This window comes from Rhodopirellula sp. P2, from assembly GCF_028768465.1.
Lineage (GTDB): Bacteria > Planctomycetota > Planctomycetia > Pirellulales > Pirellulaceae > Rhodopirellula.
The window spans coordinates 6,447,535-6,468,952 of sequence record NZ_CP118225.1 but is presented as its reverse complement, the minus strand read 5'-3'; the positions used below and the strand labels follow the sequence as shown (position 1 = coordinate 6,468,952).

11 protein-coding genes and 1 pseudogene are annotated in these 21,418 nt (G+C 58.5%); 7 read left to right on the top strand and 5 right to left on the bottom strand.

The genetic code is table 11. The features are described from left to right. The first annotated feature begins 12 nt into the window (after positions 1-12). The 4 genes from PSR62_RS22765 to PSR62_RS22750 are packed head-to-tail and all read left to right on the top strand — an operon-like array spanning position 13 to position 5,100. Complete coding sequence (locus PSR62_RS22765) at positions 13-1,095, top strand: aspartate/ornithine carbamoyltransferase family protein (RefSeq protein WP_274405259.1); 1,083 nt, start codon at positions 13-15, stop codon at positions 1,093-1,095. Between the two features lie 58 nt (positions 1,096-1,153). Next, the gene (asnB, locus tag PSR62_RS22760; RefSeq protein ID WP_274405258.1) at positions 1,154-3,073 is read left to right on the top strand and encodes an asparagine synthase (glutamine-hydrolyzing); all 1,920 of its coding nucleotides are present in this window, start codon (positions 1,154-1,156) and stop codon (positions 3,071-3,073) included. Positions 3,074-3,078: 5 nt separating this feature from the next. Next, a complete protein-coding gene (locus PSR62_RS22755) occupies positions 3,079-4,338 on the top strand; it encodes a Zn-dependent hydrolase (RefSeq protein WP_274405257.1) in 1,260 nt (419 codons plus the stop codon). An 18-nt stretch (positions 4,339-4,356) separates the two neighbouring features. Next, positions 4,357-5,100, top strand: a complete 744-nt coding sequence (locus tag PSR62_RS22750) for a cysteine hydrolase family protein (RefSeq protein WP_274405256.1) — start codon at positions 4,357-4,359, stop codon at positions 5,098-5,100. Positions 5,101-5,513: 413 nt separating this feature from the next. Here the strand turns inward: PSR62_RS22750 and PSR62_RS22745 are convergent, their stop codons facing one another. Further along, the gene (locus PSR62_RS22745) at positions 5,514-9,035 is read right to left on the bottom strand and encodes a DEAD/DEAH box helicase (protein ID WP_274405255.1); all 3,522 of its coding nucleotides are present in this window, start codon (positions 9,033-9,035) and stop codon (positions 5,514-5,516) included. Between the two features lie 572 nt (positions 9,036-9,607). On the opposite strand from PSR62_RS22745, the gene PSR62_RS22740 reads away from it, so the two are divergent. Next, a complete protein-coding gene (locus PSR62_RS22740; protein WP_338020108.1) occupies positions 9,608-11,158 on the top strand; it encodes a glycoside hydrolase family 10 in 1,551 nt (516 codons plus the stop codon). Between the two features lie 207 nt (positions 11,159-11,365). Here the strand turns inward: PSR62_RS22740 and PSR62_RS25835 are convergent. Together PSR62_RS25835 and PSR62_RS22735 are read right to left on the bottom strand one after the other, a co-directional pair. Then, positions 11,366-11,479: pseudogene (locus PSR62_RS25835) on the bottom strand (hypothetical protein); the annotation flags it as partial. Between the two features lie 148 nt (positions 11,480-11,627). Then, positions 11,628-13,859 carry a hypothetical protein gene (locus PSR62_RS22735; RefSeq protein WP_274405253.1) on the bottom strand — a complete coding sequence of 744 codons (2,232 nt, stop codon included), beginning with the start codon at positions 13,857-13,859 and terminating at the stop codon, positions 11,628-11,630. Positions 13,860-15,096: 1,237 nt separating this feature from the next. Here PSR62_RS22735 and PSR62_RS22730 point away from each other — a divergent pair. Together PSR62_RS22730 and PSR62_RS22725 are read left to right on the top strand one after the other, a co-directional pair. Next, complete coding sequence (locus PSR62_RS22730) at positions 15,097-17,712, top strand: c-type cytochrome (RefSeq protein WP_274405252.1); 2,616 nt, start codon at positions 15,097-15,099, stop codon at positions 17,710-17,712. A gap of 258 nt (positions 17,713-17,970) precedes the next feature. After that, on the top strand, positions 17,971-18,987 hold the full coding sequence (locus tag PSR62_RS22725; RefSeq protein WP_274405251.1) for a zinc-binding alcohol dehydrogenase family protein: 1,017 nt from the start codon (positions 17,971-17,973) through the stop codon (positions 18,985-18,987). A gap of 60 nt (positions 18,988-19,047) precedes the next feature. Here PSR62_RS22725 and PSR62_RS22720 read toward each other — a convergent pair whose 3' ends face one another. Together PSR62_RS22720 and PSR62_RS22715 are read right to left on the bottom strand one after the other, a co-directional pair. Further along, on the bottom strand, positions 19,048-19,173 hold the full coding sequence (locus PSR62_RS22720; protein ID WP_274405250.1) for a hypothetical protein: 126 nt from the start codon (positions 19,171-19,173) through the stop codon (positions 19,048-19,050). 256 nt (positions 19,174-19,429) lie between these two features. After that, positions 19,430-21,013 (bottom strand): outer membrane protein assembly factor BamB family protein, encoded by a 1,584-nt coding sequence (locus PSR62_RS22715; protein WP_274405249.1) that lies wholly within the window; start codon positions 21,011-21,013, stop codon positions 19,430-19,432. Positions 21,014-21,418: the final 405 nt, after the last annotated feature.

Genomic DNA, 21,418 nt, shown 5'->3' with positions numbered 1-21,418 from the left:
TCTGGTAATCCAATGAATTCACTTTCAAATCAACAAGTGTCCGAAGCGTTGAGCGCAACGGCGACCAACTCCAAGGGACAGAAGTTGTCGCCGCTGTCGTTGCTGGACGCGTTCGACGGGGTCATTGACCGCGAGACACTCAAGTCGCTCGCTGGGCAATCGATTCTGAACCCGCGTCAGTTTGATCGACGCACGATTTTGGCGATCGCTCAGTTGGCGGCTCTCTTGGAGTCCCGCAACGTTGAGATGGACAAACCGCTGGACGGCAAGATCGCCATCACGGCGTTCTTTGAGCCCAGCACCCGCACCCGGTTGTCGTTCGAAAGCGCGGTGCAGCGGCTGGATGGAAAGGTGCTGTCGGTGCCCGATGGTCAGGTCACCGGCATTGCCAAGGGGGAATCCCTGGCGGACATCGGGGAGATGTTCAACACCTACGGCGACGTGGTCATCATGCGTCACCCGGACACGGACAGCCTGGACGAGATTCGCAAGAATCTGAAGCGGCCGTTGATCAACGCGGGCAACGGTTCTGGACATCACCCCACTCAAGCGTTGATCGATTGGTATGCGTTGCTGAAGTGGCGACCCGAATTGCATTCGGAACATTGCCCACCGGAAAAACGAGTGCACCTGGGGATCATCGGCACGCCGGGATCGATGCGAGCGGTGAAGAGCTTCTTACGATTGTCGCTGATGTTCGCGGGCGCGGTCAGCAAGATCACGTTGATCAGCGAGATGGCCGACCCGGTCGGTTTGGATTTGACGGAACCGATTGAGCAGTCCCCCATTCCGATTGAGATCACCAACGATGTCCAGGAGGTCTTGCCCGAATTGGATGTCGTTTATGTGAACTCGATCGCGTTTTTGGGTGACAGCTATCGCAATCTTGATTCGCGATACAGCCTCGATGCGAGTAGTCCGTTCAAACCCGGCGCCGTGATCATGCATCCCCTCGCTCGCAACGCTGAGTTGAGCGAGGACTTGGACGAGACCGAACACAATCTGTACTTCGCTCAAGCGGCTGGCGCGGTCTTCATTCGGCAAGCTTTGCTGGCAGCCATCTTGGATCGAACCGACCGGATCAGCGGGATCTGAAGTCGCGGTCGTTCGCCTCTTTCTCTTCATCCGTCTCTACGAATCACCAACACCCTTTATGTGTGGCATCACCGGATTTTGGAATCCATCTCGTACCAACGAACGTGAATTGCGTTTTGCGCTCGACCCTATGCTCGACGTTCTGGACCACCGCGGTCCCGACGAACGCGGCAGCCGTCTGTTTCAGGAACGGGGGCTGGCGATGGGGCACACCCGATTGTCGATCATTGGGTTGGCTCACGGTCATCAGCCGATTGAAACCGACGATGGTGACTACGCGGTCACGGTCAATGGCGAGTTGTACGATTACAAACGGATTCGAACATCGCTGGCTTGTGAGAAATACAAGTGCAACGGAAAAAGCGACAGTGCGATCACGCTGCCGCTGTATCTGAAGCATGATCTCGCCATGGTCGATCATCTTCGCGGCGAATTTGCCGTGGTGCTCTACGACGATCGCAAAGAACGTTTGGTTCTGATTCGCGATCGCTTTGGCGTCAAGCCGCTGTATTACGCGGTCAATGACAACGGCATCGTTTGGGGATCCGAGGTCAAATCGATCCTGCAGCATCCTGACATCGAGCCTCGGTTGTGTCCCAAGGCTGCCGTTCACCAAATGATGCAGGTCATGGTGCCGGGATCGACTGCCTTCGAAGGCGTCGATGCGTTGCTCCCGGGACACATGTTGGTGATCCAGCGAAACGGTGATTCCCTGGAAGTCCAAACGAAGCGCTGGTGGGATTTCGAATTTCCCGAGTCACATGATGAGAACGCCGATCCGGAACCGTTCATCCAAGGTGTCCAGGATCGCTTGATCGACGCCGTTGCGACTCGCTTGGAAGCGGACGTCCCCGTCGGCTGTTACTTGTCCGGCGGGATCGACAGTTGCTCCATTTTGGGGCTGGCCAACACGCTGCAACAGTCGCCTGTCAAAGCGTTCACGATTGCCTTCGACAATGACGAATACGACGAATCGAACATCGCCAAGCGGATGGCTGAAAGCACTGGTGCTGAACAGGAGTTGCTGCGACTCACCGAAAAAGAACTTTACGGGCCGGCGTTTGAGCGAGCCACTTGGCATGCCGAGCGGACTTTCTACAACACGTTGGCGGTCGCGAAATGGCACATGAGTCGCCGCGTTCGGGCTTGCAATTACAAAGCCGTGATCACCGGCGAAGGCAGCGACGAACTGTTCGGCGGCTACCCGTTTTTCAAACGCGATTGGCTGGGACGCGATGACGAAGGCGGCATCTTCGCCGGAGCCATCTTGGCCGAGGAAGACCTGCAGCACAGTGCTTGGCAAGACCTGTGCGGGTTCACGCCGTCGTGGATTCAGCCCTGGATGTTGGTGCTGAAGCGATTCGAGCCGATCCTCTCGTCGTCGCTCACGGATCTGTTGAGGGAGTACGACCCGGTCGGCGAAGTCGCCCGTGCGATCGATCCGGCTCAGGTTCGCGGTCGCCATCGTTTGGACGTGTCTCAGTACACGTGGAGCAAGACGATGCTGGAGGGCCAGATTCTGACTTGGGGCGGTGACCGGATGGACATGGCCAACAGCATGGAGGCCCGTCCGGCATTCCTTGATCACCACGTCGCGGAGTACGCCACCACGATTCCCCCCAACATTCGCATCCGCAATGGGGTCGAAAAATGGGTGCTTCGCGAGGCGATGGTCAATGTGTTGCCGCGGGAACTGTACGAACGCAAGAAGTTTGCTTTCATGGCACCGCCAGCTCACACCGATCCGGTCAAACGGGCCGCCGTGCAAGAGATGATTGATCACTGGTTGACGCCCTCGCGTGTCGGCTCGTTGGGTTTCTTTGATCATGGCAAGTTGATGCAGTTCATCGATGATGCCTGGAAAGAAAGTGATGGCACGATCGCGCGTCGCAACGACATCGTGATGAATCACGTGTTGCAGTTGCACATGCTTCAAGGCCAATACATCGAGGGGCTGCCTTTGCCGGCAGTGGATTGATCGCCATGCAAGTGAATCTGGAGCGGATCAAAGCCGATATCTTGGAACTCTCGCAGATCGGCCGCAATTCAGACGACCACGGCATCTATCGGATGGCGTTCACGGACGCGGACATCGAGGGCAAACGTTGGCTCATCGATCGGATCCAGGCCGCGGGATTGCCAAGCTCGATGGATGGGGCCGCGAATGTTTCGGCGACCCTCGTCGGGAAGACGGATTTGCCGCGAGTCTTGGTGGGGTCGCACATCGACACCGTGCCCTGCGCCGGGGCGTTGGATGGGACGCTGGGCGTGGTCGCAGGATTGGAATGCCTGCGTTGTCTGAAGGAATCCGGTGTCCAGCCCGAACGCACGATCGAACTGATTGCGTTCAGCGACGAGGAAGGTCGCTTTGGTGGGATGTTTGGATCGCAGTCCGTCTGCGGGCAAATCAACCCAGAAATGATCGCGACGATGACCGACATGGATGGCATCCTGTTGCAGGATGAAATGGCTCGCCATGGTTACGATCCCGTTGCGGCACTGGATGCGGCGAGAGATCCAGAGGCCCTGCATTGCTACTTGGAAATGCACATCGAACAGGGGCCGGTGCTCGATCGACTGCAGAAATCGGTGGGAGTCGTCGACCAAATCACGGGTCTGTTCACCTGGTCCGTGCGGCTCAAAGGCGAAGCCAACCACGCCGGCACGACGCCGATGGACATGCGGCACGATGCGTTCATGGGATTGGCGGACTTCGCGCATGAGGTCCCGCGAATTTTGGAAGAGAACGGCAGCGACCGAAGTCGCGCAACGATCGGGAAAGCTCAGATTCTTCCTGGGGCCACCAACACCGTCCCCGGCTTGGTGGAGTTTGCCTTGGACGTGCGTGACACCTCGATGGACGTGCTGGAGGAATTGGCCAACGCGTTTCGAAAGGCACTCTCAGCGATCGCACGTCGACGCAATCTGATGTTCGAGTTTGAGCAGAAGAGCCTGATCAGCCCCGTCCAATGCGGCGAAGCCATTGTCAAAACGATTCAGCAGCAGACCGAGAAACTGCAGCTCGACTACGAAATCATGCCCAGTGGGGCTGCCCATGATGCTCAGATCATGGGCAGAATGATTCCGGTGGGGATGATCTTTGTCCCCAGCAAGTCCGGACAAAGTCACTCGCCCGCGGAATGGACCGCATGGCAAGACATCGAGGCGGGAGCCAATGTGTTGCTCCATTCGCTCACTGAAATGGCCGGGACAGCTGCTGAGTCATCCGGCACCACCGATTGAACGCATTGAAAGCGCACCATGAACGAATTTGCACCGCACGACGAACACCCCGATCCGCTTCGCGAAATCTATCACGAATCATTTGTCGACAACCCAGCCCACAGTGAGTTCCTGGTGGGGCGGAACACGGCGCTGCTGTGCATCGACTTGCAGTATTTGGACGCGGCTCCAGGGTGTGGTGTCTTTGCCGATGGAAACAACCACGGTGTTTCGGTGGAGAGCCAGAAGTATTACTTCGATCGGCTGAGCGAAACGGTGTTGCCCAACGTGCGACGGTTGCAAGAAGCGTTTCGGCGCCGCAACCTTGAGGTCATCCACACTCGCATTCAGTCGCTCACGCAAGACGGACGAGATCGTGGCAAGGGTCACAAACGTTTGGATTTGCTGGCGGCCCCCGGTTCGCGTGAGGCCGAGTTCTTGACGGAAGTCGCACCGTTGCCCGATCGCGATGAGATCGTCATCAACAAAACCGCCAGTGGCGTGTTCAGTTCCACGAATCTGCACTACGTGCTCAAGAACATGGGCATCGAATCCCTGTTTGTGGTCGGTGTCTACACCAACGAGTGTGTCGAAACGACCGTCCGGGATGCCTGTGATTTGGGATACCTCGTGACCCTCGTCGAAGATTGCTGTGCGACCGTGACGCCGGAGCTGCACAACGCGACACTGGCCACGCTTCGGGACCGGTACGCCCGCGTCATGACGATCGGCGAGGTCATCGAAACGGTTGTGAATTTGATCCCAGCCAAGACCAACGGCTGAGAAAGACGGCGATTGCTGTCGGAACTCCGCTAAGCAGGTACGCAGGAATGATTGGGGCTCACATGATTATGCCCGATCATTCCTGCCGACCTGCTTATCGCCGGTTTTGTGTGGGAACCGTGGCTAACGCCAAACGGCATCTACTTTGTAGCGGAACGGCGCGAGCCGTCCGGTGACGCGCCGGAAAACACCCACGATTTACCGGACGGCTTGCGCCGTTCCGCTAACAAAATCCCCTCGGTTGGTTCTAAAGTAGATGGCATTGGGATAACGCCAAACGGCTCACATACAAGATGACAGCTGCGTAGCTGCGTAGCGCTTCGGTCCGGCCTGCTTTGGCTTGGGCCCGTCCACGATCGTCCCGGATGGGGCCGCCCCGTTCGCTCGGGGCGGAGGCCCCGAGAACGCCTTGATCAGCTCATTTCGGCTTTGATCAGATCGATCAAATCCTGGGTTTGCAATTTCGCAGCCGCATCGGTGCCATCCAAAATGCCCGCCACCAATTCGCGTTTGTCGGCGTGGAGCTGAAGGATTTGCTCCTCGATCGTTCGCTCGGCGACCAAGCGATACACGGTGACCGCGCGTTCCTGTCCGATGCGGTGAGCCCGGTCAGTCGCCTGGTCTTCCACCGCAGGGTTCCACCACGGGTCGAGGTGCAACACGTAATCCGCGGCGGTCAGGTTCAGCCCCGTTCCACCGGCTTTCAGCGAAATCAGGAACAGATCGCCTTCGCCATTTTGGAACGCGTCAACGCGGCGTTGCCGTTCGTGTGATGGCGTGGCCCCGTCGAGGTACTGATAGGAAATGCCGCGTTCGTCCAGAGCCGCTCGCACGACACTGAGGTGTTTGACGAATTGGCTGAACACGAGTGCTCGGTGATCGCCTTCGCGAAGTTCTTCCACCAGCGACAAGAACAGTTGCAGTTTCGACGAGGTGCCTTTCCAGCTGGGTTCGACCAGGGCTGGGTGACAGGCGAGCTGACGCAGTCGGGTCAGCCACGACAGCGTCTGAATGCGACGTCGCCCTTCGTGCGATGGAGCACCACCGCCGGCGGTGAGTTCTGCCAGAGCAGCCAAGCGAGCGTCTTCGTAGAGCTTGCGTTCGGGAACCGACAATTCCGCACGAAGGGTGATTTCGGTGCGTGGTGGCAATTCTTTCAGCACCTTGTCTTTGGTTCGACGCAGCACAAACGGACGTACCAAGCGAGCCAGTGATTCGCGGCGGTCCGCATCGTTGTGTCGCTCGATCGGTTCCGCGAAACGGCTGCGGAATCGTTGCCAAGAACCGAGCAAACCGGGGCTCAGTGTCCGGAACAGACTCCACAATTCGCCCAGGTGATTTTCCAGCGGCGTGCCGGACAGGCCCAGGCGCCAATCGGCTTGCAGCGTTCGGATCGCTTGCGATGTTTTTGTCTGTGAGTTCTTGATGAACTGAGCTTCGTCGAGCACCAACGTGTGCCAGGCACGCGAAGCAAATCGTTTCGCATCGCGTTGCAGCAGTTGATAACTGACGATCAACAGGTCGTTGGGCCCCGAGGTTTTGATGACTTCGTCGCGGTCGCAATCGCGGTACAGTTTGCCGGTCAACGCGGGCGTGAACTTCTCGGCTTCCCGAACCCAGTTTTCACCGACACTGGTCGGTGCCACGACCAAGGCGGGGCCGGTGGGACCACGTTCGACCAAGATGCCCAGGGTCTGGACCGTTTTACCGAGACCCATGTCATCGGCCAGGACGCCACCGACGCCCCAGCGGCTCAGGCGCGCCAACCATCGGTAACCATCCAATTGGTAGTCCCGCAGCGTGGCGTCCAAGCCTTCCGGACGATCAGGAGCCCAATCCTGAAGCGAATCAAGGCGTTCAATTGCCTGGTGCCAGGTCGCGGTGGTTTCAAGCGTCACGTCATCGCCCAACACATCGCGAGCCAACGGCACGGCGGCACCCGCCAAACGCAGTTGTCCCTTCTCGCTGACCAAGGTGTCGCCCAGTTGGGTCAGTCGTTTGCGGAACGCTTCGCTGATTTTCGCGAATCGGCGGTCGCCAACTCGAACGAGCTGTCGATCTTCACGGACCGCCATCAGCAAATCCTGCAGTGGCACATCGACGCCATCGACGGTCACGGTGCCGGTCATGCCGAACCAATCCGGCGAGTCATCGATTTTGATTCGCAACGATTTCGGCGTGATTTCGCCACGCACGCGGAACGTTTCGCCTTCGGGCCAAACAATCCGCGGGGCTTCATCGCCGGCATCGTGCAGACGACCCAGCAAATCCAAGGCGGCGTGATCGGTCAGGGCGACCCACTCCATCGTGCTCTCGTGAGACAGCCGATTGAGTCCAAAACGTTGGATCGTTTTATCAGCGGTTTCGAGTTCGGCTTTCAAGTCGCGTTGCAAACGGATCGGACCGGTTTCGGCCAAGCACGGCACCAACTCGGGAGCGTCCCCGGGGACCAGCGAATCTCGCAGTCGAGACTCGTGCACCCGCAACGAAACCTTCAATCCCGCACCGGGACGCGGACGCATTTGCAGCACCAACTCACATGGTGCCGGCACGATGGGGCCAGCCAATTGCGGAGGCAATTCGACTCGGATCAGCGAATCGATCGAACCTGCGGCCAGTGCCAATCGCGACGCTGTGGCGTGATCCAGCAACGTGTCTCGGTAATCACCACGAAGCAAGAACTGAATGATTCCAATCGCGGCCGGGTCGGCCAGTGTGCACAGCACGATGCGGTCGTCCTCCGCGTCAGCCAAAATGATCGCCGGTTCAACCGGGCTCAATCCGCCGACCACGGTTTCGCATTTCTGCACATCGATGTCGATGCCGTCGACCGACAATCGTGGTTGGAACTGAACCTCGACCTTTTCATCGTCCGCGATCAGGTCGTCAACCATCATGGTGTCCGTGGGCGCAACGCTGCGGACAGGTTCCGGTTCGGATTCCGGCATGGTCAGCGTGGTGGTCACGTTGTCCAGCAATTCGTTGGCCGATTTGCCCGATCGCTTCTTGGCTTTTTTGGCAGGCGTTTTCTTGGTCGGCGGTTCGCTTTCCGATTGGCTCTTGGATGCTTTGGGTTTGTTGGATTTCTCGACTTCGACCGGCTGCAGCGTCAACAGCAGTTGGCTGCAAAAGATTTCCACGGGCAACGCGTTTTGATCGTCCCACGCGACGTTCTCGTGGCCTGCCAGCATTCGCAGGGCTTCGAAGATGGCGTAGTTGTCGTCGTGAACGCCGTGGGTGGGCACCGACGTCAAGGAGGCGATTTTGCTGTCCAACGGATCGGTCAGCAGGTTTTGATCGAGCAGGTCGAAGCTGCGAACCTCGCGGCCCTTGGTCCAACCCTTGCCACCTTTGCGTTGTTTCTGTTCGAACGGCGTGATCGTCAGCGGGGCTGTTTGGGACGCCATGTTGACGCGCACCCGCCACTGCAATCGCGTGGGCTCGGCGTCTTCGGCCAGCGCGGGACGCGAATTTTTGGCTCGTCGCAACAGTTCATCGACGAACTGCTTGCCGGCCGCAACCGCATCGGCTTTCAGGCCACCCAGGAATTCGATCAGCTGCCCGTTGCCGCTTCGCCGAGCGATTTGTTCTTGCAGCCACCAGGCCGCAGCCAACGTGTGCGGGCACGATTGGTCTCGCAGGAACGCCACGCATCCGCATTGGCACTCGCTGGTCAATTCACCGACCCCGCCCGGATCGTCCTCGTCGATTTTGGGAACGATCTCGAGAGCAACGGTTTGTTGCTTTTCTCGGTTGCCGACCACCTGGAAATCAAAGCGAACGCCGTTGTCGCCTTGCGTCAGGGTGGGAGTCTTCACCGTCAGCATGGCTGCACGGGAATCGAAACCCTGGTCGTGTGAATCCACGAGACGCTCCACCGCCTCGCCCATCAGCAATCCGAGCGATCCGAGTTGGTCTTCCGCGATCCAGTCCATGCGTGTTGCTTCTCAGAAGGTGCGATTCAAAAAACGAGCGAAACAGGGTACCCGCGATAGCGATTGAAAGCGATGGTGCAGAGTGATGACCTTTTCAGGCGGGCCTCAACGGGTGATTCGTCCCCCGTCGGACGCTCTTGTGCCCTGAACCAGCCATCTCGCAGCGGCTGGAGGAACCGACTACCATGATTGCGCAAGGCGAAAGCCGGCGGAGTGGCGCGGGTCGCGTGCCAATCCATCCCACCCGGCCCCCTTTTGAGATCGACTCGGTTGTTTCCGGCCGAGTTGGAAAAAGGTGGTTGTTCACACGGTGTGTGCGGGATTTCCTTGAGAACGAGACTTGGACCAGACACTTGGTTGGGATTCTCGCTCGCAAGGATTCGCGGACGGTCCTTCGAATGTCACAGACGCTTGAAATTTTGCGTTTTTGATCTCTCGAACGAGCGTCGGGACTGACGGATGGTGTGGCGACACGGGAATGTCACACCGTCTCAGTTGCCAGGATGGTCCTGAGCGACGTTTCGGACGTTTCCCGATAAAAATTTTGTTCGGTCTTTGAATCGCTGGTTGCCATGGGGCAGATGCATTTTGATGTCCCTGACGCAGCGAACGAGTTCTTTGAATCGACTCGTTGGGAAGATGCGTATCTGTGCGGCATCGAAGGTGTGCCGTGGCAATCTCGGAACGTTCACGCCAACGGACGCTTCACCCTGACCCGTGGTGTCGACACGTCCGCCAAACTGTTCCTGACCTGCCCGATTCCCTCCATTGGCTATCGCCAACTCAGCACCTGCAGCCTGCGTTGTCTGGACAACGCCCACCGACTCTTTGTCGAATTGGCGCGCGGCAGCTGCTACCGCGTGCGAGTTCAAGCCGATGTGTGGCAGCGCGGCGGGTTGGTGCTCAGCGATCGCTTCGACGATTTGCTGACACGAGGCACCAAGCGGTTCTTGGATGCCACCCAGTGTGCCCCCGAAGGCCCCTCGTGCGTCGAAGCGGCGTTGGAAGCCATCGAAGCACTGGAACTGGCGTCGAATGAACTCGGCGATTTATTCGCGAGTCAGTCCGTCGCCTATCGACGCAGTCGTGAAAACCGGTTGTGCACGATGTTGGCGGTCGGTGTCTTGCCGCCCTTGCCTGCCACCGAAGTCACCCCCGATATCCAGTCCGGTCGCGCCGGCAATTCCATCGACGAACAAACCACAATCACGCGAGCGTTCAATGCCGCCGCGGTGCGGATCAATTGGGGCGAGATTGAAACGGATTCCGGGCGTCCCAATTACGAACCCGTCGACGAAGCCTTGACGGCGTGCTCGCAAATGGGCCTGCGTGTGATCGGTGGCCCCGTGATTGATTACCGCAAAGGGTTGCTCCCGGATTGGTTGACGCTGTTGGACGATGACTTTGACAAACTGATGTCGACGATGATCAGCTTTGTCGAAAAAACGGTCGAGCATTTTCGCGGCCGCGTGAACCTTTGGAACGCGGCCTCGGGGTTGAACGTGGCCGGCCCGTTGGGGTTTGATGACGAACAAGTCATGCGGTTCTCGATCGGGATCCTGCAAACCATCCGCCGCTGCGATCCCAACACGCCTGTGTTGATGTCCTTGGATCAGCCCTGTGGCGAATACCTGGCTCGGGATGATCAGGGAATCAGCCCCCTGCATTTCGCCGACGCTCTGCTGCGAAGTGGGCTGGGGTTGGCCGGAATCGGTCTGAATTTCCGGTTCGGTTTCGAGGAGGGTGACACGCATCCACGGTCGGCGGTCGAGTTCGGCCAAATCATTGACCGCTGGGCGACACTGAATGCGCCCCTGATGGTGCAACTGTCGGTGGCCGGTGCACCCGGCAAAGACGCGGCAGCACGCTTGCCAATCCAAACGCGTCCGCTGTCGCCGGTGATCAGTGACGACCCCGATGCCTGGGCCAAAGCTCAATTCGAATTCGTGCAGCCACTGATCCAAACGTTGCTATCCAAGCAAATCGTTCACGCGGTGGTGTGGGACGGATGGTCGGACCAGCACCCTCACCTGACCCCGCACGCGGGCGTGATCGACGCCAAAGGCCGGCCACGTCCCATGCTGGCCTACCTCACCAAAATTCGCGAAGAAATGCTGATGTGAGGCACCGCCCCGGATGGGGCCGGCTTCCTTAGCTCGGGGCGGCAGCCCCGAGACCGATGGCGGACAACAGAACGTCGCCCCGGATGGGGCCGTCGTGGGGGAATGCCGTGGGGTCCCTCGCTGACGCGTTCGGGTTGTGATTGGGGAGCGATCGACGGACTTGGAAGCTTGTAGGCCAGGTCCCACCTGGCGCGGGTGATTGGCCGATCGGATTTCCACGTCGATGTCACGTGGAATGGTGCGGACGCCTCGCTTTGTTCCAAAGCATCGGCTTGGTTGCCAGGTGGAACCTGGCCTACATCTTCCTTCACCCTCCCTCAGGGAGGGTCGGCCCGCTTCGGGCCGGGGAGGGCGAACCTAAAACCCGGTGTGTAGCCCTCCCCTCGCTTCGCTCGACCCTCCCAGGGGGAGGGTGAATTTGTAAAGTAAGTGCCATTGGGCGGAAGCCCTGAGATCGATTCCTGCAACGCTATGCGGCGCGGCGTTGGTTCTCGTTCGAATCCAAGACGGGAACGTGAGCCCGTTTGCGACGGAGGTCTCGCATGATCGCCGCACTTTCGTGCAACTTGCCTTCGAGCACTCGCATGCGTTCTTGCATTTCTGCGTTGGCATCGAGGCTTTGATCCAGTTCGCCGGAAACTCGTTTGAGTTCCGCGGTCAAATCGTTGACCTGGGCCTGCATGGTCGCCACACGGGGTTCGTGCTGGCGAGCGGTTTGCAGTGAGTCCTTGGTGGACTTCAGCTCTTGCGTCAAGCGTTGCACCAGCGATGTCTGCTCATGGACTCGAGCTTCGAATTGTTCCTGGGATCGACGCAGCGATTGAACCTGTTGGTTGCGTTCGTCGATTTCCTGCTGCAGTTTCGTTTCGCGTTGCTGCTGCTGTTTGAGCTGTTGATTCAAACGTGTGGTTTCGTGGGTGCGTTCGGCAACGGTTTGCTTCAGTTTTTCAAACTCGGGTCGCACCGATTCCAGACGTTCGATTTCCGCTCGGTGACGCGTCACAGCACTTTGCTGTTCTCGCAGATCCGTTCGCAGTTGTTCGATCGCTTCGTCTTTGGACTCGATGGTCGCTTCGAGCTGCTTGGCTTCGTTTCGCAGTTGTTCCGTCGAAGCGTGAATTTCCTGCAGCGTTGTCTCGTGTCGATCGCGTTGAACGATCGCCGACGCCAATGACGATTCGGTGGTTTCCAATCGCGAGGTCGTCGTCGTCAATTCGGCTTGAGTTTGTTCGAGTTGCGATTCGGCAGCGGTCAGCTTTTGCTGGGCCGTCGAAAGCTTGGACTCCGATTCCGCCAGCAAGGATTGGCTGTCGTTCCAGTTGACTTGAACAGAATTCAATTCCGTTTGGGTCTGTTGCAGTTCCGATTCGGTGCTCGAAAGCTTGGCCTCGGTCGACGTCAATCGCGACTGAGTTTCGGTCAGACTGGTTTCGGTGCTGGCGAGTTGTGAAGCCGTGTCTTCCAGCTTGGAATTCAGGTCTTCGAAAGTCAGGTCCAGTCTTTTTTCGAGCTCGGACAGGGCCGTTTCGGCGATCACGCGGCCGTCGATTGCCTCTTGGATGCGAAGGGTTCGCTCGTCAAGTTCTTCGGCCAGTTCTTCGCGTTCGCCTTGCAACGCTTGCAATTTGAGTTCGTGCTCTTGAAGCGTCGATTGCAATTGGGTGCGAGCCGTTTTGAGTTCGCTGACCTCTTCGGTCCGAGCTTCCAATTCTTCGCGGACCGTTTGGACGGTTGCTTCGTGACGAGTTGCCGCCTGGATCGCAGCTTCGTGTTGGGATCGAAGGTGTTCGTATTCTTTTTGCAATTCGGCGTATCGTTGCCCGGTTTCATCGTAGTCATTGGCAACGTTTTCACGTTCCGCAGCAAACTGATCGCGTTGCAAAATCGCGGCGTCGCGTTGGGTGATGGATTCTTCGATGCGTTGAATCAGCGATTCATTGGCTTGGGTCAGTGAATCGATTTCTTCATTGGCTGCGATCAGGTCCGCTTGGATTTGCTGGAACTGGCTGCGGGTGTGCTGTTGTTCGGATTGCAACGTGGTTTGTTGTTGCTGCAGCGAGCTGAGTGCTTCGTTGGCCGCAAAGACTTCGCCGCGGGTCACTTCAATCTGGCTTTGCAGTTCTTCGTTTTGCGTTTTCAGTTGCTCGTTGGCTTGCTTCAGGAAATCCTGCTGCTTCTCGCGGTTTGCCAACTCGTCGCCGGTCGCATTGGCCGTTTCGGCGAGCTCACGCATCTTGGCGGCCGATTCTTCGAATCGAGTTTCGTTGTCTGCCAGAGCGGAACGCAAGGACTCGATTTCTTGCTCGGCTTGTCGCAGCGATTGGTGGGCTGCATCGCGAGCTTTTTCGGCGTCTTGAGTGGCCAATTCAAAGCGGCTGTGTTCGGCCCGCAAATGGCCCAGTTCGGTTTCGGCACCGTGGGTCAGTTGCTTTTGGTCGTTCAACCACTGACGCAGTTGCTCGTTTTCGGCCTTCAATTCATCACGGCTGGATTGCAGCGAATCGATGTCGCCTTGCAGTCCCAGGAAGTGATGCTTGCGACTGCGAGCCGCCGCTTTGGCTTTCGCGTACTTTTTCTCAGCGTCTTTGATGGCGTTCACATCGCGACTGCGGTCGCGATACCAGAGCAAATGCCCAACCAGAATGCCTCCCATGACAAACATAAAGGCGGACAGAAATGGGATACCGATCCAAGTATTCATGGCAGACACCAACACCAAACAAATGAGAACGCGTGGCAAAAACCACGCTCCAGATGGCCTGTATCAAGCCACCGATGGACGTGTCGAGCCCAAACCCGAGGGTGAACCCCTGTTCGGTCCCCATTCGGGACGAGCCATGAAAGCCGGAGCCCCCCACCAAATCCCCGTACGATGGTCTCCCAAGCCCGGCATTCCCAACCCGACGCGTGAGCGAGGGACGGCCCCAATTCCACGCCGGCCCCATCCGGGGCGACCGTTTGTATTCCGGCACCAGTCTCGGGGCTTCCACCCCGAGCTAAGTGCGACGGCCCCATCCGGGGCGAGGATGCAGCGAATCCGTAAGGTGCCACCCACCTTCCAGATCTGCTCAGATTTTCCAATTTCCAATTGTCAATTTGACTTTTTCAATTTCCTCTCTCAATCCCGCATCCCCCGTGCGACGGTCTCCCAAGCCCGGCAATCCCAACCCGACGCGTGAGCGAGGGACGGCCCGAATTCCACGCCGGCCCCATCCGGGGCGACCGTTTGTATTCCGGCACCAGTCTCGGGGCTTCCACCCCGAGCTAAGTGCGACGGCCCCATCCGGGGCGAGGATGCAGCGAAGCCGTAAGGTGCCACCCACCTTCCAGATCCGCTCAGATTTTCCAATTTCCAATTGTCAATTTGATTTTTTCAATTTCCTCTCTCAATCCCGCATCCCCCGTGCGACGGTCTCCCAAGCCCGGCATTCCCAACCCGACGCGTGAGCGAGGGACGGCCCGAATTCCACGCCGGCCCCATCCGGGGCGACCGTTTGTATTCCGGCACCAGTCTCGGGGCTTCCACCCCGAGCTAAGTGCGACGGCCCCATCCGGGGCGAGGATGCAGCGAAGCCGTAAGGTGCCACCCACCTTCCAGATCCGCTCAGATTTTCCAATTTCCAATTGTCAATTTGACTTTTTCAATTTCCTCTCTCAATCCCGCATCCCCCGTGCGATGGTCTTCCAAGACCGACGTCCCAGCAACAACCCGACACGCAAGCGAGGACAAACCGCATCCTCCACGCCGGCCCATCCGGGGCGGGGAAGATCTTTGGCGTGTTGGTTGGCGACACCGTTGGCTGCCGGTTAATATATGGACTTTCGCGAGCAGCCAGCCAAACAGCGTTCCCCAACGAGCGTTTTTGGAGAGCGGCGGCTCGCTGAAGCGGTCTGCGACCGCGCCTACCCTCCCCTTCCCCCCGGCAGATGCTTCGCCCATGAAATCCCTCCGTTCTTCCACGTCAGCTCGCGGTTTCGCGAGCACGCACGCGGGAAACTCGTTGTCCCGGCTGCTTCGCACGGTCACATCGTCCCTCGTCCATCTGGGCGCCCTGTGTGGCGTTCTCGGGTTGGGCCAACTTCAACTTGCAAACGTTTCGGCCGCTGGCTTGGGCGTCACTCCCGCCGAGCAATTCAAAGTCCCCGAGGGCTTCGAAGTCGAATTGCTGCACGAAGTCGCCGCTGACTCCGAAGGCTCGTGGGTCAGCCTGACCGTCGATCCCAAAGGCCGACTGATTGCCTGCGACCAATCTGGCGGTCTGTTCCGGATCGACATGAGCTCGGGCGCAGCCAAGGTTGAAAAACTCGAGATCGATTTCGTCGGTGCCCAAGGGTTGCTGTGTGCGTTCGGCTCGCTGTACGCCAACGTCAACGCTCGCGACCAACCCTGCGGCCTGTGGCGTTTGACGGACACCGATGGCGACGATCAATACGACAAAAAGGAACACATCATTCCGCTCAATGGCGGCAGTGAGCACGGCCCGCACGCGCTGCTCGTGACCCCCGATGGCAAACGCATCATCATGGTCGCAGGCAACAACACCAACCTGCCCGAAGAAATCGCTCATTCGCGAGTGCCCAAGGTTTGGGACGAAGATCACCTGCTCGGTCGGATGCCCGATGCTCGCGGTCACAACGCCAACCGCATGGCGCCCGGTGGATTCATCTGCTCGCTGAACCCCGATGGCAGCGAAGTGGAATTGATCGCGACCGGTTTCCGGAACCCCTATGACATCGCTCTGAACCGTCAAGGCGAACTGTTCACGTACGACGCGGACATGGAATGGGACGTCGGCACGCCTTGGTATCGCCCCACACGGATCAACCACGTGATCAGTGGTTCCGAATTTGGATGGCGAAACGGCACCGGCAAATGGCCTGCCTACTACCCGGATTCGTTTGGCTCGGCCGTCGACATCGGACCTGGTTCCCCAACTGGCATCGTGTTCGGTTACGGAGCCAAGTTCCCGAAGAAGTATGAGAACGCGCTGTTCATTTCCGATTGGAGTTACGGCAACATCCACGCGGTTCATTTGACCGAAGATGGCTCGAGCTACAGCGGCACCTACGAAACCTTCGCCACCGCAGCACCACTGCCCGTGACCGACTTGGTCATTCACCCCGACGGTGCGTTGTACTTCGCGATTGGCGGACGAGGCACGCAAAGCGGTTTGTACCGGATCAAATACACCGGTGACATCGCCGCCGCCAACGCTGCGGAAGAAGCCATCGCTTTGTCAGACGAAGCCAAGCAGCTTCGTGAATTGCGTCAAAGCATCGAAGCCCTGCACGTCGATGACGAAGATCTGTCCATCAGTGTTGATGACGCCATCCAGTTGGCGATTGAAAACCTGAGCCACGATGACCGTGCGATTCGCTTCGCCGCTCGCATCGCTTTGGAACACCGCTCGCCAGCGGCTTGGAAAGCAACCGTGCTGAAGCAATCCGACAGTGAAGCCAAGATTCTCGGCGTCGTCGCCTTGGCTCGCACCGGTGAAAAAGCCGATCAAGCGGCCGCCGTCCAAGCGTTGGCTTCGATCGACTTGGAGACACTCACCGCCAGCGAAAAGATCGACTTCCTGCGTGCGGCTGGTTTGGTCGCAATGCGGTTGGGTGACTTCGATGATGCTCAGCGAAACGCGTTGGTCGGCAAGATCCAAGGCCAGTTCCCATCGGGCGTCGATTCGCTGGACCGCGAATTGGCAATCATGGCGATCTACTTGAATGTTCCCGGTTCGACCGCCGCCGTGGTGGCTGCCCTGGAAGATTCGCCCAGCCAAGAGAGCCAGATTCACTACGCGATGGCGTTGCGAGCGGCCAAAGAAGGCTGGAACTTGGATCTGCGTCGCCAGTACTTGGCGTGGTTCAATGAAATGGCAACCGCGCGGGGTGGGATGTCGTTTGGTGGCTTCTTGGACAACATCAAGAAGGTCACCGTCGATGGCTTGTCCGACGCCGACAAAAAATCGCTCGCCGATGTGCTTGCCAAACCCAAACAAACGGATGAGGCTCCCGCCGGGCCGCCTCGTGAATTCGTCAAGGAATGGAAGGTCGAAGATTTGGTCGAGGTTGTCAGTGATGAAGGGCACCGCCCTGACTTTGCGAACGGCAAAGCCATGTTCGCCGCCGCGACGTGCTACAAGTGTCACCGCATGGGGTTGCAGGGCGGTATCCTCGGTCCTGATTTGACCAGTGCCGGTGGCAAGTACAGCCCTCATGACATGTTGGTTTCGATCATCGAACCCAGCAAAGTCATCAGCGACCAGTATGGTTCCACTCAGTTCTTGACCGAAGACGGTGACATCATCACCGGTCGCGTGATCAACATGCACGGCAATGTCTTGAACGTGATGACCAACATGTTGGACCCATCGTCGTTGGCTCAAGTGGACCGCGAAAGCGTCATCCAAACGCGAGAATCCCAAGTCAGCATGATGCCCAACGGTTTGTTGGACACCCTGACGGCCGAAGAGATCGCTGACTTGGTGGCGTACTTGCGAGCCGGCGGCAACGCCCAGCACGCGATCTACACGCAACCTGTTGCCACGCGATAGCTCGTTCTCGAACGATTCGCACTGCGAACGACAAACACCACGAACGACTCCGGAAAGCCAGGCTTTCCGGAGTCGTTTTTTTGTGTCTTGTTGCGATCGGCCGCTCCGCTCCATCCGACGCAAAATACGTCTCAGGACCGTTTCTGCCACCAACGTCACGCCGGACGGAAAGAGATTCTGGAGGTGAATGGGTGTCGGGTGCTCCACTCGGAAACGTATCTTGTACTATCCAACCCCCATTCAGAAAGAACCAGAACGATGAAAGCCGTCGCCCTCACTCGATACCTGCCGATCGATGATCCCAATTCATTGATGGATGTGGAACTGGACCGGCCCGAACCTTCGGGCCGCGATTTGTTGGTCGCAACGCAAGCGATCGCGGTGAACCCGGTCGATTACAAAGTCCGAGCCCCGAAAGACCAAGTCGAAGAGTCGCCCAAGGTCCTGGGCTGGGACGCCGCCGGGATTGTCGAAGCGGTGGGGCCCGACGTCACGTTGTTTCAACCCGGAGATGAAGTCTTCTATGCCGGTGACATCACACGGCAAGGCTCGAACTCGGAATTCCAGTTGGTCGACGAAAGGATTGTGGGCTCGAAACCCAAGTCGTTGGATTTTGCTCAAGCCGCTGCGTTGCCACTGACTTCGATCACAGCGTACGAAGCCTTCTTCGAGCGACTTGGGATCGACGTCAACGGTGCCAACCAAGGGGAAACGATTTTGATCGTTGGCGGTGCCGGGGGAGTCGGCTCGATCGGGATTCAGCTTGCCAAGATCGCAGGCCTGACCGTGATCGCCACCGCATCGCGTCCTGAAACCATCCAGTGGGTGACTGATCTGGGGGCCGATCATGTCATCAATCACCGAGAATCGCTGCGACCGCAGATCGAATCACTTGGCCTGAAATACGTTGACTTCATCGCGTTGTTCAACGACACCGATGGACACTGGGACGCGGCGACGGATTTGATTCGTCCTCAGGGACACATCGTTTCCATCGTGGAAAACAGTCGCCCGCTGGCTCAGGACACGATGAAAACGAAGGCCGCGTCGTTCTCGTGGGAATTCATGTTTGCACGTTCGATGTTCCAAACGCCCGACATGATCGAGCAGCACAACCTGCTCAACCAAATCGCTGCTTGGATCGATGAAGGTCGCGTGCGAGCCACCGCGAACAACGTGAAGTCGCCGATCAACGCTGCGAATCTGCGGCAGTCGCACGCTGAACTGGAGTCGGGAAAAGCGATCGGGAAGATTGTGCTGAAGGGCTGGGCCTGATCTCCCCACCGACGCTCCCCGACATTCACAAAGCCGTTTGTTGTGCTTTCGATTGCAGCGTCACGCTTTCAAATGCTGGTTGAGCCACGCCAGCGTTCGGTTCCAAGCAAGCCCGGCGGCGGGGACCCGCTGGGCAGCCAGAGTTGCGTTGGGGCGATCGGTTTGATTGGCCAAGGCCAAGGTCATCGTCATCCTCGTCCTGGACACCGCCCCTGAAAGTTTTTCCTCTTCATCCCGGTAGGGATCTTGGATGGTTGCCGGGGGACGCTAAGCAGGTACGCAGGTGTCATCGGGTATGTGAGCCGTTGGCGTTAGCCACGGTTTTCACGCGCAGGCCAGGCGAACGCCCAAACGGCTCACATGGTTGTGCCCGATCATTCCAGCCGACCTGCTTACGTAGCAGCGCACACCTGGAAACTTATCCCCGAAGACGCTTGCCTGCTCAGTTGTTGGTGACTTCTTCCAGTGGCGGTCGTTGAGGGCGATCGGGACGGTTGTCTTCCCGTTGACCGCCAAAGCCTCCGCGTCCGCCAGCTCGTCCACGATCACCGCCACCACCTCGGTTGCCGAACCCACCACGTCCGAAACCTCCGCCCTGTTCCCCGCGGCCTGGGGCACCGCGACCTGCGCCACCTCGGCCACGATCGCCACGCTGCGCCGTTTCGTTTTCTTCGGGTGCCTCGGCAGCTGGTGCCGGGTCGGATGACTCATCAAAGGGACCGGCCACAACGCAGTACAGATGCTTGTCCGAGCGAACGAATAAGTTGCCGTTGCTGTATGCAGGCGATCCGCTGAAGGATTCTGTCTCGGTCGTGGTGCGATTGACCGCGAGCTGTTTCAGTTCGTTTTGCACGTCGAACACGAACATGTCGCCATTGCCTTTGACGTAATAAAGTTTGCCATTGACGACGATGGGGGAGGCGTAGTCCGAACCACCGCGTCCGCCACCTGCACTGCCGCTGCCGCCTGAGAGTCGAATGCGATCGACCATTTCACCTGATTCTTCGTCGGTGCGAGTCAGCACGTCGTTCGCGATCAGATAGACCGTGCCGTTGTACGCCACCGGCGTCGCGAAGCGTCCTGAATCGGAACCGGTCCAAGCCACATGGGAATCGGTCACGTCCCCTTGGCCTCCTGCTCGGACGGCCATCGACCCGCTGCCGCGACTTCCCACGATGATCACGACCTCTTCGTCGACGATCGCGCTGGTGCTGGCTTGATCGGATTCACCGGCCAACGCGTACCAGCGAAGTTTGCCGTTGTCTGGGTTGATGCCCCAAACTTCACCGGCCACTCCCACGACCAGGTCCACCCCGTTCTCGGTTTTCGCGAGTGCCGGTGTGCCCCACACATTGTCCAGTCCCTTGGCTTCTTGACGCCAGAGTTCTTCGCCCGTGGTCTTGTCGAGAGCCACAAGAGCTTGGCTTTCCGCAGATGCGGTCACGATGACTTTGTCGCCGTGCAAGATGGGACTGGAAGCGGAGCCCCAACGGTGCGAATCCGATTCGGTTCCCAACGCGGTGTGCCACAATTGGTTGCCGTCGAAATCGAAGGCAAACGCACCGGTCTTTCCAAAGAACACGTACACGTTTTTTCCATCCGACACCGGTGAGTGAGAGGCGTACCCGTGCGAAGGCACACCCGCACCCGTGTAGGGATCCTCCGGTTGAACCGCGTCGATCGATTTCTCCCAAATCATTTCGCCGGATTTGGCATTCACGCAAACGAGATGTCGTTTCAGTTGATTGATATCGCCAGGGTTGCCTCGATCGAGTCCATAGCCCGAATAACAAGTCACAAAGATTTTGTCGCCGACCACGATCGGGCTGGAGACACCTGCTCCGGGCAAGGCGAGTTTCCACTTGACGTTTTGTGTCGGACTCCAGCGAACCGGAACCGGTTCATTGCTGCTTGCAATTCCCGACCCGTTCGGACCGCGAAAGCGACTCCAGTCATCGGCGTTGACGTGAAAGTCACTGAGCAGAAACGACAGGCAAACAGCCAAACAACATTGGAAACGGGACATCGTCTTGATCCTGAGAGAAGATTGGGGCGAAAAGCCGCCAGCCTCGGGGCAACCACTTCGAAAGCGGTCCACCGATCCGACAACGATTCGGAACAACAGCGGGCGGATTCAAGAAGCGGCGGCGGGCAGGCCAACGTCGGTGCACTTGGCAACACGCGAAACGAGACGAGTTGACGGTGGCGATGCCGTGCGTCCCATCCTATCGCCGCTGAGTTCGCCGCGCGTGATCGGAGCTGGCGTCATCCTGATTTGATACATTTGGCGGGACCGACTCCGTCCCCCACGCTCGGAGCGATCCCCTTGGGATTCCAACGCGGACCGTCTGTGTGCGGAATCGATACACTGACCGCGCGCTCTTCGACTTTTCGATCGAGGCTGTGTCAGCGATCGGCAACGAGGCTTGAT

Bases quoted from the DNA above. Each gene is read 5' to 3' on its own strand.
- PSR62_RS22765 (WP_274405259.1), top strand. From the start codon at position 13: ATGAATTCACTTTCAAATCAACAAGTGTCCGAAGCGTTGAGCGCAACG.
- asnB (WP_274405258.1), top strand. From the start codon at position 1,154: ATGTGTGGCATCACCGGATTTTGGAATCCATCTCGTACCAACGAACGT.
- PSR62_RS22755 (WP_274405257.1), top strand. From the start codon at position 3,079: ATGCAAGTGAATCTGGAGCGGATCAAAGCCGATATCTTGGAACTCTCG.
- PSR62_RS22750 (WP_274405256.1), top strand. From the start codon at position 4,357: ATGAACGAATTTGCACCGCACGACGAACACCCCGATCCGCTTCGCGAA.
- PSR62_RS22745 (WP_274405255.1), bottom strand. From the start codon at position 9,035: ATGGACTGGATCGCGGAAGACCAACTCGGATCGCTCGGATTGCTGATG.
- PSR62_RS22740 (WP_338020108.1), top strand. From the start codon at position 9,608: ATGGGGCAGATGCATTTTGATGTCCCTGACGCAGCGAACGAGTTCTTT.
- PSR62_RS22735 (WP_274405253.1), bottom strand. From the start codon at position 13,859: ATGAATACTTGGATCGGTATCCCATTTCTGTCCGCCTTTATGTTTGTC.
- PSR62_RS22730 (WP_274405252.1), top strand. From the start codon at position 15,097: ATGAAATCCCTCCGTTCTTCCACGTCAGCTCGCGGTTTCGCGAGCACG.
- PSR62_RS22725 (WP_274405251.1), top strand. From the start codon at position 17,971: ATGAAAGCCGTCGCCCTCACTCGATACCTGCCGATCGATGATCCCAAT.
- PSR62_RS22720 (WP_274405250.1), bottom strand. From the start codon at position 19,173: ATGACCTTGGCCTTGGCCAATCAAACCGATCGCCCCAACGCAACTCTG.
- PSR62_RS22715 (WP_274405249.1), bottom strand. From the start codon at position 21,013: ATGTCCCGTTTCCAATGTTGTTTGGCTGTTTGCCTGTCGTTTCTGCTC.